The 12,066-nt window shown below is 64.4% G+C and carries 11 protein-coding genes; 5 read left to right on the forward strand and 6 right to left on the reverse strand.

Annotation, left to right across the window (positions count from 1 at the left end; all coding sequences use genetic code 11):
* Positions 1–2: 2 nt before the first annotated feature.
* The 4 genes from VNN77_00415 (at position 3) to VNN77_00430 (ending at position 3,740) form a co-directional block, all read left to right on the forward strand.
* Complete coding sequence (locus VNN77_00415) at positions 3–326, forward strand: (2Fe-2S) ferredoxin domain-containing protein (protein ID HXG49855.1); 324 nt, start codon at positions 3–5, stop codon at positions 324–326.
* A 3-nt stretch (positions 327–329) separates the two neighbouring features.
* The gene (locus VNN77_00420; protein HXG49856.1) at positions 330–1,592 is read left to right on the forward strand and encodes an NADH-ubiquinone oxidoreductase-F iron-sulfur binding region domain-containing protein; all 1,263 of its coding nucleotides are present in this window, start codon (positions 330–332) and stop codon (positions 1,590–1,592) included.
* Positions 1,593–1,704: 112 nt separating this feature from the next.
* The gene (locus tag VNN77_00425; GenBank protein HXG49857.1) at positions 1,705–2,556 is read left to right on the forward strand and encodes a polysaccharide deacetylase family protein; all 852 of its coding nucleotides are present in this window, start codon (positions 1,705–1,707) and stop codon (positions 2,554–2,556) included.
* Complete coding sequence (locus VNN77_00430; protein ID HXG49858.1) at positions 2,553–3,740, forward strand: hypothetical protein; 1,188 nt, start codon at positions 2,553–2,555, stop codon at positions 3,738–3,740. The genes VNN77_00425 and VNN77_00430 overlap by 4 nt, the downstream gene beginning before the upstream one ends.
* 45 nt (positions 3,741–3,785) lie before the next feature.
* Here VNN77_00430 and VNN77_00435 read toward each other — a convergent pair whose 3' ends face one another.
* Positions 3,786–4,637, reverse strand: a complete 852-nt coding sequence (locus VNN77_00435) for a polysaccharide deacetylase family protein (GenBank protein ID HXG49859.1) — start codon at positions 4,635–4,637, stop codon at positions 3,786–3,788.
* Positions 4,638–4,720: 83 nt separating this feature from the next.
* On the opposite strand from VNN77_00435, the gene VNN77_00440 reads away from it, so the two are divergent.
* Complete coding sequence (locus VNN77_00440; protein ID HXG49860.1) at positions 4,721–6,364, forward strand: amidohydrolase; 1,644 nt, start codon at positions 4,721–4,723, stop codon at positions 6,362–6,364.
* Positions 6,365–6,380: 16 nt separating this feature from the next.
* Here the strand turns inward: VNN77_00440 and VNN77_00445 are convergent, their stop codons facing one another.
* The 5 genes from VNN77_00445 to VNN77_00465 all read right to left on the reverse strand — a co-directional run.
* Positions 6,381–7,916, reverse strand: coding sequence for an ABC transporter substrate-binding protein (locus VNN77_00445; GenBank protein ID HXG49861.1), 1,536 nt, complete (start codon positions 7,914–7,916; stop codon positions 6,381–6,383).
* Between the two features lie 27 nt (positions 7,917–7,943).
* Complete coding sequence (locus VNN77_00450; protein HXG49862.1) at positions 7,944–9,479, reverse strand: ABC transporter substrate-binding protein; 1,536 nt, start codon at positions 9,477–9,479, stop codon at positions 7,944–7,946.
* Between the two features lie 22 nt (positions 9,480–9,501).
* The gene (locus tag VNN77_00455; GenBank protein HXG49863.1) at positions 9,502–10,338 is read right to left on the reverse strand and encodes an ABC transporter permease; all 837 of its coding nucleotides are present in this window, start codon (positions 10,336–10,338) and stop codon (positions 9,502–9,504) included.
* Complete coding sequence (locus VNN77_00460; protein ID HXG49864.1) at positions 10,338–11,336, reverse strand: ABC transporter permease; 999 nt, start codon at positions 11,334–11,336, stop codon at positions 10,338–10,340. The genes VNN77_00455 and VNN77_00460 overlap by 1 nt, the downstream gene beginning before the upstream one ends.
* Before the next feature lie 69 nt (positions 11,337–11,405).
* The coding region (locus VNN77_00465; protein ID HXG49865.1) for an aminotransferase class III-fold pyridoxal phosphate-dependent enzyme at positions 11,406–12,066 on the reverse strand (661 nt) is incomplete at its 5' end.

The raw sequence follows: 12,066 nt of genomic DNA on the forward strand, positions 1-12,066 counted from the left end.
TCGTGAGCAGGATCTGCCTGGTGTGTCAAAATATCGACTGCAAATCCCGCGGCTCGGAAAAGCTCATGGCGGAGCTGCAAAAGCGGATCGAGGCCAAGGGGATCACCGACGTCGAGGTAAAGCCCTACATGTGCTTCGGAGCCTGTCAGGACGGTCCTAACATCGTTCTCTATCCGGAAAAGAGCTGGTACGCCCGGGTGCGCGTCGAGGACCTCGACGAGATCATCGCGCACCTGGCGGGCGGCCCGCACGTCGGGCGGCTTGACACCATCGACTCCTCTCTCAAAGAGCTCATCTATCAGCTCCTGGACACTGGAATCGTCTAGCTCATGAAGGGCGTTCTCTTTCCGCGCGGTGTGGTGGAGGGTCGGGAAGATCTCGGCCGCTACCGCGATCGCGGGGGCTACCAGGCGTTGGAGAAAGCGCTGCGCGCCGACCCCGAGGACCTCGTGCGCGAGGTCACCGAGGCGGGCCTCCGCGGGCGCGGGGGCGCCGGTTTTCCGACGGGGAAGAAATGGGCTCTCACGCGCGAGGCCGCTGGCTCTTCCCGCTTCCTGGTGGTCAACGGCGGTGAAGACGAGCCGGGGAGCAAGAAGGACCGCCTCTTGCTGGAGCTCCTCCCGCACCTGGTCATCGAGGGTGCCGCCATCGCCGCTTACGCGGTCGGCGCCTCCAAGGCTTACCTCTATATCAACGCGAACTATACGGAAGCGATTCGCAGCGTCGAGGGCGCGCTGACGGAGGCACGGTCTGCAGGCTACTGGGGCGCCGGCGTGTGCGGAACCAGCTTTTCCCTCGATTTCGAGATCACGCGCGCGCCGCGCAACTACGTCGCCGGGGAGGACACCGCAGCCCTGGAAGTCATCGAGGGCAAGAAGCCCCTGCCCCGACAAAAGCCACCGTATCCCGTCACCGTCGGTCTCTTCGGACAGCCCACCGCCGTCAACAACGTAGAGACCATCGCCAACGTCGCGCCCATCGTGTTGAACGGAGCCACCTGGTATCGCAGCTTCGGGACGGCGGAAAGCCCCGGGACCATGATCTTTTCACTGAACGACGACGTCAATCGGCCCGGAATCTACGAGCTTCCGTTCGGCACCCCGCTGCGCTACCTCATCGAAGAGTGCGGCGGCGGCGTCAGGGGAGGAAAGAAGCTCAAAGCGATCATGCCCGCCGCTCCCTCTTCGGCCTATCTTCCGGCGGAAAAAATCGACACGCCGCTGGACCCAGGTTCGATGCGCGAGGCCGGCTCCAGCCTGGGGTGCGGCGTCGTCCATCTGGTGCCCGAGGACGCCTGCATGGTCGAGGAGGTTCTGAAGGTCTCGGAGTTCTTTACCGCCGAATCGTGCGGGCAGTGCCCGGCCTGCCGGATGGAGACCAACACCCTCACGGCGCTGCTCAAGAAGGTACAACAGGGACAGGGCGGAGCCGCGATCCTCGATCAGTTCGGCAAGGTGATCGCGTTCAACAAGGGCAAGGGCTTTTGCAACCTGATCGCCATGCCGGGCCCGCCCATCGAGAGCGCGCTCAGGCTGTTTCACGCGGACTTCGACGCCCATCTCGCCACCGGCCGCTGTCCCGCTTCGGCGTAAAGCGGCCGATCACTTCCGCAACTCGCCTCTTCGGTTGACGCCCCGCAGCGCCCACTGGTACTATCCTCGCCGCCGTCCCGGCACGGCAGGAATCATCCCAGGGCAGGCGAGAATGAGACCCGCACCGATCCGCTGGCCCGGCAATGCCAAGATTGCCGTGAGCTTCTTCGTCGCCTTCGAATCGTTCATCCACCACTCGCAGTACCGCCGCGGGGGCGACCGGCCGGACTATGCCTCCCTCGCCTACGGTGAGTACGGCGGCAAGGCGGGCATCTGGCGCATCCTCGAAACACTCGGCCGCCACGGTGTCAAGGGAACGATCGACACCAACGGCCTCGCCGCCGAAAAATATCCGGACGCCGCCCGCGAGCTTGCGCGCGGCGGTCATGAGCTGGTCGGCCACGGCTGGGCGAACGACATCTATCTCACCTCGCTCGAGCCGGCCGAGGAAAGGGAAGTCATCCATCGGACGCTGGAAACCATTGCGGCGGTCACCGGCTGCCGCCCGGTGGGCTGGGTCAGTCCGGGGCACCGCATCAACGAACACACCTTCGATCACCTCGTCGAGGCGGGGATTCACTGGACCGGCGATCTCCCCGGCCCGGATGTTCCCGAGCACCGGTTGATCCGCGGCAAACCTCTGGTCGTCATGCCCCGCCTGGATTACGCCAACGACCATTCCATGATCTTCCAGCCGAAGAACCCCCCGCGCTATTATTTCGAAAGCTTCAAGACCGCCTTCGACCGCCTGTACGCCGAGGGCGAGACGGGATCGCCGAAGCTGATCGACGCGCTCGTTCACGCCCACATCGGCGGAAGACCCCATATCATCGGCGTCTTCGAGGAATGCATCGCCTACGCCAAGAGCTTCAGCGACGTGTGGTTCTGCACCAAGGGCGAGATCGCGCGGTGGTATCTCGACAACTACGTCCTGCGGGACTCGACCGGAGGAAACCCGCAATGATCCGGCCGTCCGAAGTCGCCGATTTCCTTCTTCGCGGCCTTGAGTCCGAGGAGCTGTTGCTCCGGTTCACGTGGGAGCAGTGGCTCGCTCTGGAAGCGCCGTACGAGAGCGGCGATTTCCGGATGCAGGAAGCGACCGCCCGCTACCGGCGTAACGGCTACGACTGGGACATCCACGGGACGCTCTATCTCCCGGCGAAAGACCGTGATCCCGGGCGGGCTTTCGTCTTCTTTCACGGCGGTGCGGGAAGCGAGAAGATCATGGATCTCACGCCGGACGGACGGCCCGGGCTGGCGCGCGTGGTCGCGGCGCAAGGCTTCAAGGTGCTGGCGCTCACTTATCCCGGCCACTACCCTCCCGGCGGCGTATGGAAGGTCCCCGTCTCCGAAAGAATGCCGGTCTACCTGCTCGACCGCGAGCTCCCGGTCGAGGAAATCCTCGACCGCAACCTCAAATGCACGTTCAACACGATTCTCCAAGGTGCGGCCAGCCTCGCCGACCGCCATCTCGCCGGCTGCGAAATCCTCGCGTTCGGCCATTCGACCGGCGGGCCGATGGCGGCCCATCTCCAGAGATTTCTCAGGCGGGCGCGGGTCATCGGCCTCGTCGGCTTCGGTAGCGGGGGGCCCGACGGGTGGCGTCTGGAATGGAGAAACCGAACGGGAGCGGAAAAGTACGTCGAAAAGCCGCTCGACCATGTCTCCAGGCGCTCGCCCGACTCGTTCCGCGAGTCAGGCTACGTCGATCCTCCCGATCTCACCCCGTGGGGCGGCGCGGACGATTACATCCGGCTGGTGAGCCCGCTGCGTTCCCAGATGAAGACCAGTCTTTGCGACAACCAGCATAACGCGGCGGTCGGGATCCTCGAAGAGTATCCGAAAAGAACCGGCCTGCCGCGCGAGGAGTATTTCGACCACCTCCAGGAGCCCGATCCGGACTGGCTGCGCACCATCCGGGTTCTCCTCGCGGTCGGCGAGAACGACAAGGGCCATTGGGTCAAGGGAGACCGCCTGGAGCACAAGAGGGAGATGTTCATGGGCGAGAAGTACGCGGCGAAAACCCGCGGCGCGCACGTCGTCTTGATTCCGAGGTACGGCCACGTCGGGTACGCCGAGCTGCACAACGAGAAGATCGCTTACCTGTGGCTCTGGGCTCACCGGTCCGGCTACTTCGAGCCGCGCTGAGTTCCTGCTCGGGCGGCCGGCGATTCCCGGCCGTCGAGGATCCTTTCAGGCCTCGGTGTAGTACTTTCGCGCCCACGCGGCGACATCACCGCGCCGCGCGAACCACACGTCGCGGTGGCTTCTGGCGTAACGGAGGATCTGCTCGAAGGTATCAATCAGAGGAATCCGCCCGCTCAGGTAGGCGTGGGTGATGACGTTCATCATCGTCGGATTCCGGTCGCCGATCCGGTAGCGGTAGTCGAACTCGTCCTTGAATTTCTCGAAGAAGTCGTGACGCGTCCCGTGCTCCTCGATGCGGTGGTCGTTGATCGTGTACTGGTGCGGGATCATGATGAGCAGCCTGCCGCCGACGTGGATCGGGTAGGGCATTTCGTCGTCGTGATAGTCGCAGTTGTAGAGCAGGCCCGCCTCGGCGTTGAGCTCCAGGGTGTGGTCGGTCGAGCGCACGCCGGGAGACGACCAGCCGGTCGGCATCTCCCCCGTGGTTTCCCTGATCTTTTCCACCGTCCTGCGGATGTTCTCGCGCTCCTGCTCGCGAGTCAGCATGTAGAGATACTCCCCCTGATCCCAGCCGTGGGCGACCATCTCGTGCCCGCGCCGATGCGCTTCCCTGACCAGCTCCGGATAGTACTCGCACGTCAGGCCGTTGATCGGCATGCTCGCCCGGATCTCGTAGCGCTCGCATATCTCCAGCAAGCGCCGCAGCCCCACCTTCGCGCCGAACTCGCGGAAGGTTTCGGTCGAGTAATCCCGCTTGCAGACCGCGTTGGCCGGAAGCGAGCCCCGCTGCAGGCCGCGCCCCCGGGTCGGTTTGGTACGGTCCCACGCCTCGAAGGCGATGCCGAGGACGAACGCGACGCGCGCGTCGTTCGGCCACCGGAAAGGTTGCTTCGCCATACCGCCTCCGTGAACTGTTGACTCGGAGCGACGAAGGGACCTATAGCCTATGTGTTTGCATGGAGCAAGGAGGACCGCACCTCATGAAGCTTCGAGCTTCCCCCCATCCGGACCTGATCCTGTTCAACGGCAAAATTCGCAGTCTGGCCGGCGACGGAGCCGTCTTCGAGGCGCTCGCCTGCACCGGCTCGCGGATCGTCGCCACCGGCGGCTCCGACGAGATTCGCCGGCTCGCCGGGCCCGGCACCCGGGAGGTGGATCTCCGGGGGCGCACGGCGATTCCCGGGTTGACCGACGCGCACGTCCATCTCTCGGAAAAAGGAACCGCGGAAATGGAGCTGGTCGACTGCCGGGACTTCTACACCGACGTGCATACCGTCGCCGATATCCTGGAGCGCCTCGCGCGACGGGCGGCCGAGGCTCCCGCGGGATCGTGGATCGTGGCGCACGGGAGCCCGATGCAGGACTTTCGCTTGAAGGAGAAGCGCTTTCCGGACCGCCACGACCTCGACCGGGCCGTCCCGGATCATCCGGTCTCGATCTCCTTCGGCGCCCACATCACGGTGTGCAACACCAGGGCCCTGGCCGCTGCCGGGATCACGGGCGACACAGCCGATCCTCCCGGCGGCGCGATCCGCCGTGACCCGCAAACGGGCGAGCCGACCGGCGAGCTCCACGAGCGGGCTCAGCTGATCGTCAAGAAGGTCGCGCCCGAGTTCAACTACCTCCAGCTGAAGGACGGCATCGTGTTCGCGCTCGGCCAGTGTCTGGAACGCGGCGTGACGACCGTGCACGATATCGTGCGCTCGGGAGAGCCGGTGCGCGCCTATCAGGAGATCTACCGGGAAGGACGGTTGCACGCGCGGGTCAGCCTGCTCCCGCGCGTGATCGAGTCCCATATCGGCTCGAGCAGCCTGATCGAGCTCGGGCTGCTGCCGGGGTTCGGCAACGAATGGCTGAGAATCGGCGGGGTCAAGATGAGCATCGACGGCGGCATCACCGGCCGCAACGCCTGCTTCTACGAGCCGTACGAAGACGATCCTCACAATCACGGCATCATTCGCATCGAGCAGGATGAGCTGAACGACACCGTCCGCAAGTGCCACGAGGCGGGCTTGCGCTGTTGCGTCCACGCAATCGGCGACAGGGCCTTCGACATGGCGCTCGATGCCTACGAAAACGCTCTGCGCCACTCGCCGCGCCGGGACCACCGCCACCGGATCGAGCACATGGGCAACTGGCTGAGCACCCCTGAACGCATGCAACGGATGACGCGTTGGGGCATCATCGCCATCCCGAACATCGCCATCGGCTACTACGTCGGCGACGCGATCCTCGACTGCGTCGGCGAGAAGCGGCTCACCAAGGCATTCCCGTTCCGCACGCTGTTGCGAAACGGCGTGATCATCGCCGGCGGCTCCGACTCGCCCGGCTACTGGCCCGTGGACCCGCTCCGCGACATCGCCGCATGTGTCTCCCGCAGGATGCGCTGGGGCGAGGTCTGGGTGCCGGAGGAGCGAATCAGCGTCGCCGAGGCCTTCGCCATGCACACCACCACGGCAGCCTACGCGGGCTTCGAGGAAAACGACAAGGGAACGCTGGACGTCGGCAAGCTGGCCGATATCGCGGTCCTCGCCGAGGACCCCTTCGAAATTCAACCGGAGCGGATCAAGGACCTGAAAGTCGAGATGACGGTCGTCGGCGGCGAGATCAAGTATCAGGCTTGATCCGCCGCCGTCCGGGTCAGGCCCGGATCCTCATGTCGGCGGCGAGCACCTTCTCGTCGGGCCGCGGCCGCCAGACGACGTTGCGCGCCACGCCGTAGATCTCGGCGAGAGTGTACAGCGGCACCAGAGGAACGTCCTCCATGAGGATCCGCCCCGCCTGCTGCAAGAGCGCCACCCGTTTTTTCGGATCTCCGGTTTTCTGCTCCTCGTCGATGAGCCGGTCGAACTCGGGGTTCTTGTACTGGACCCGTCGGGTGACCCCGGAGCGGTAATACTGGTCGAAGACCGTGTCGGCGTCGATCGCCGGCCGTCCGACGTAGTAGAAGGGTAGCTTGCCGCCGTTCACGCCCTCCTTCCCCCAGAAGATCACGAATTCCTGCGAGACCAGCTCGACCTTCACCCCGGCTTTGCCGAGCTGATCGGCGATCACCTGGCATACCTCGCGCGCTTTCGGATAGCGGTCGGGCGAGAAATAGAGCTTGACCTCGAGCCCGCTGCCGTAGCCGGCCGCGGCCAGGAGCTCCCTCGCCTTCTTTGGATCGTGAGGATAGCGCCTGATCTTGGGATCGTAGCCGATCACGTTGGCGCCGAGGGGACCGTTCATCACGTAGCCGTTTCCTTCGTATACGTGCTTGATGATCGCCGACGGGTCGACGGCGTAGTTGAACGCCTGCCGGACCGCCTTGTTGTCGAACGGCTTGTGCGTGACGTTCATCGCGAGGAAGTACATCCGCAGCCCTTCCACCTTTTCGGCCCGCACCCGGGGATGGTTTTCCAGCCGCGAAAGCTCCTCGACCGGCACGTTGTTGATCACGTCCCCCTGGCCGGCGAGCAACCCGGCAACCCGACCCGCGTCTTCCTTCACCCGTCTCAGGACGATCTCCTTGATGTCCGGCTTGCGGCCCCAGTAGTCCTCGTTGCGCGTAAGGACCAGGTTGCCGTCGCGCTGCCAGCTCACGAACTTGTACGGCCCGGTTCCGATCGGGTGCTGGTCGGCCTGGTCGCCGTATTTGTCGGCGGCGGCCTTGCTGATCATGAAACGGTTGTACAGCCGGTCGAGGAGCACGGCGCTCGGCTCTCGGGTCGTGAAAACCACGGTATGGTCGTCGGGCGCCTGCACCTCGGTCACATCGGCGAAGTTCGAGGCCTGAAGGCTGCGCTTGTCGGTCCTGATCCGGTGGACGGAATAGACGACGTCTTTGGCGGTGAACGGGCTGCCGTCGTGAAAGCGCACCCCCTTGCGCAGGCGGAAGACCCACTTTTTCCCCTGGAATTCCCACGACTCGGCCAGGACCCCGTAGTATTCCTTGCGCGCGTAATTGACCTCAACCAGCGGCTCGATCATGTGCTGCCAGATTCCGTAGTGCGGGCTGGCGCTGATGGCGTAGGGATTGAGGCTGTCCAGGCCGATGCTGCTGAGGATCGTCAGACGATCCTTCGAAGCCGCAAAAACCCGGGCCCCCGGGATCGCGCCCGCCAGGGCCGCGGCCCCGGCTCCGGCGCTCCACTTCAAGAACTTCCTGCGACTCACCCCCTCGTCCTGCAAACCCATGGCGTTCCTCCTCGGTGAACGAATTGGCTACTTGATGCTCATGTCGTAGGCGAGAACTTTTTCATCCGGCCGCATTTTCCAGTGGAGATTCCGTGCCAGGCCGTAAATGTCCGCGAGGTTGTAGAGCGGCACGAAGGCCGCGTCTTCCATCAGGATCTTGCCCGCCTGCTGGAGCAGCGCGATTCTCTTTTTCTGATCGGCTGTTCTTTTCTCCTCGTCGATTAATTTATCGAGCTCGGGATTGCTGTAGTTGGCGCGCTTCGTCGTGCCGGTTCGGAAATACTGGTCGTAGAGGGTGTCGGCGTCCGTCAGCGAGCCGCGCCCGATGTAGTAAAACGGGAGCTTGCCGCCGTTGACGCCGTCCTTGCCCCAGAACAGCGCCCATTCCTGCGAGATCAGCTCCACGCGGAATCCGCCCTTGACCATCTGCGCCGCGACCACCTGACAAACTTCCCGGTCCTTCGGATACCGTCCCGAGGAATAGTAGAGCTGCACGTCGCAACCATCGGGGAACCCGGCCTGCCGGAGCAGCTCCCGGGCCCGCTTGGGATCGTAGGGGTAGCGCCTGAGCTTGGGATCGGCGCCGATGACGTTGGCGCCGACCGGGCCGTTGAGGGGATAGCCGATGCCGTCGAAGATGTTCTTCACGATCGCCTGCGCGTCGACGCAGTAATTCACCGCCTGGCGCACCAGCTTGTTGTCGAAGGGTTTGTGGGCTGCGTTCATCGCCAGGAAAAACATCCGTAAGCCTTCGATCTGGTCCACCCGGACGCGCGGGTGCCGCCTGAGGCGCGGCACCTCGTGCACGGGCACGTTGTTGATGAAGTCCGCCTGGCCCGCCTCGAGCGCCGCCAGGCGCGACGCCTCCTCGGTCACCTTGCGAAAGACCACTTCCTTGATCTCGGCCTTCCCGCCCCAGTAATCGTCGTTCCGCGTGAACACCATGTTGCCGCCCCGCTGATAGCTCACGAAGCGGTACGGGCCGGTCCCGATCGGATGCTGATCCATGGCCTCGCCGTACTTGTCCGCCGCCGCCTTGCTCAGAATGAACCGGTTCTCCAGCCGGTCGAGAAAAACCGCGTTCGGCTGCTTCATCACGAAGATCACGGTGTGGTCGTCGGGCGTCTGGATCTCCGTGACGTCCTTGAAGTTCGGCCCTTGCAGGCTGGCTTTATCGGTCCTTATCCGCTGGATCGAAAACGCCACGTCCTTCGAGGTCAGCGGCGCTCCGTTGTGGAACTTGATCCCCTTTTTCAATTTGAACACCCACCGCTTGCCCTGGAACTCCCACGACTCCGCGAGGATGCCGACGTATTCCTGCTTCTTGTAATCCAGTTCGACCAGCGGTTCGATGACGTGCTGCCAGTTGCCGTAGATCGGGCTCGAGCTGTGATTGTAGGGATTGAGGGAATCGGCGACGCTGGAGTGGTAGATCGTTACCCGTTCCCGCGACGCGGCGAACGCGTCCCGGGAGATGTACGGCGCCGCGATCACGCTCAGGCCGGCCGCGGCGCTCGTTTTGAGAAACTGCCGCCGGGTCAATGCGGTTCTCCGCGGTCTCATAAAGCCTCCTTGACGGTTCCTCCTATGCCTGCCTCCTCAGCTTCGGATCGAAAATGTCTCTCAGGCCGTCGCCCAGCAAATTGATACCGAAAACCGTGATGAAGATCGCCAGCCCCGGAAAGATCGTGAGCCAGGGCGCGCGGTTGATGTAGCTGCGGCCCTCGCTCAGCATCGAGCCCCACGTGGGAATGTGCGCCGGGACTCCAAGGCCGAGGAAGCTCAGGCTCGCCTCGGAGATGATGACGACGGCCATCGCGAAGGTCGCGATGACCGTGACGCTCGCCACGGTGTTCGGCAGGACGTGCCTGAACAGGATGTAGAGATTCCCGCCTCCGAGGGCCTTTGCTGCGGTCACGAAGTCCCGTTCCTTCAGGGACAGCACTTCGCCGCGCACGACCCGGCAATACTGGACCCAGCGGCTGAGCATGAGCGCCGTGACGAGATTCCAGACTCCCTGGCCGAGAAACGCCATGATGGCGATGGCGATCAACAGAAATGGAAAAGCCAGAAAGATTTCCGTGAGCTTGCTGACCAGCTCGTCGACGGTCCTGCCGAAATAGCCCGCGAGTGCTCCGAGAGCGCACCCGATCACGCCCGCCAGCACCACTGTGGCCGAACCGACCAGCAGGGAGATCCGGGACCCGTAGATGATCCGGCTGAGAATGTCCCTCCCGAGATTGTCGGTGCCGAGAATGTAGGCCGGGGAGCCGTTTTCCGCCCACCGGGGCGGCCGCAACCGGTCCTCGAGGGTTTGCGTCTGCGGGTCGTACGGCGCGAGCAACGGCGCGGCGATCCCGCCGACGAGCAGCAGACCGACGATCGCGCCTCCGACCCAGAGCTTGAGGTAGCGCAACGCCATCAGAGCTTGATCCTCGGGTCAATCCACCTGTAGAGCAGGTCGACCAGCAGATTGACCACGAAGTACATCACCGCGAAAAACAGGATCAGAACCTGGGTGAGCTTGTAGTCGCGCGCCGAGATCGATTGAATCAGGAGGTCCCCGATGCCCGGAAACGAAAAGACCGTCTCGGTGATCACCGAGCCGCTCAGCAGGGCCCCGAGCTGCAGCCCCAGAATCGTCACGATCGTGATCAGCGCGTTGCGCAGCATGTGGCGCCAGATGACCACCCGTTCGCTCAACCCCTTCGCCCGCGCCGTGGTGATGAAGTCCTGACGCATGACCTCGAGCACACTGGAGCGGGCGATCCGGGTGACGATCCCCGCCAGGCTGGTTCCCAGGGTGAACGCCGGCATCGCCAGGTGCTGGAGCGCGCTCCAGAACGCCGGCACGTTCCACGTGAGGAGGCTGTCCACCAGGAGCAGGCGCGTGATAGGCCGAACCTCGATCCCGTACTCGATGCGCCCCGCCACCGGGAGCAGGTTCAGCTGGCCTCCGAGGAAATAGATGAGCATGATGCCGAGCCAGAAGTTCGGCAGCGACACCCCGATCAACGCCAGGCTCATGCCGGCGTGGTCCATGAGCGAGTTGTGCTTGATCGCCGAATAGACGCCGAGCGGCACCGCGATCATGATCGCCACCGCGAGGCTGGCCAGAGCCAGCTCGACCGTCGCCGGCAGCCGCTCCCAGACGAGCTTGGTCACCCGTTCGTTGAACTTCAGCGACATGCCGAAGTCGCCGGTGACCGCGCGTGCCAGGAAATCGAAATACTGCACCGCGATCGGCCGGTCGAGGCCCCATTCGTGGCGCGTGCGCGCGACGTCCTCCGGGGTCGCGTCGTCACCCAGCAACAGCGTCACCGGGTCCCCGGGCGCGATGTGCATCAGGAGAAAAACCAGGAACGAGATGCCCAGGATCACCGGGACCGCGCCGATCAGCCTGCGCTTGGCCGTGCTCATGAGCCGATCCGTCTTACGGGCGAAGCACCCTGCCCGCGAGAGCGCGCGCCGGACGCGCCGCCCGCCGGCTCACTGCCCGAGCTGGGCGAACGAGCGGTCCAGTACCGCCAGCGCATGGTCGATTTGATCTCCGGTCACGTTCAGCGGCGGAGCGATCCGCACGCAGTTGCCGTACAACCCGCCCTTCCCGATCAGCAGGCCGTTCTTCTTCGTGGCTTCGAACAGCCGCGCGATCGCTTCGGTGTCGGGTCTCTTGCTCTCGCCGACGAGCTCGAGCGCCTGCATGAGCCCCATGCCGCGAACGTCGCCGATGACCGGATACTTCTCCCGCAGCGCTTCGAGCCCCTCGCGCAGCCTGCGGCCCATCACGCGCGCGTTCTCGACCAGATTTTCCTCCTCGATGACCTGAATCGTCGCGAGCGCCGCCACCGCCGTCACCGGATTGCCGCCGAAGGTGGAGATCGAAAGGCCCTGCAGGCTGTCGGCGACTTCCGGGGTCGCAACCGTCGCCCCGATCGGGACGCCGTTCGCCATTCCCTTGGCGAACGTCATGATGTCGGGCTCAACGCCCCACTGCTCGATCCCGAACATCTTTCCGGTCCGCCCCCACCCGGTCTGGACCTCGTCGCAGATGAACAACCCGCCATACTTCCTGAGGATGGAGACCAGCTCGGCGAAGTACTCCTTGGGCGGCGTGATGTAGCCCCCGACCCCTTGGATCGGCTCGGCG

It is taken from the genome of Candidatus Zixiibacteriota bacterium (assembly GCA_035574315.1).
Classification (GTDB): Bacteria; Desulfobacterota; Binatia; order UBA9968; family UBA9968; genus DATLYW01.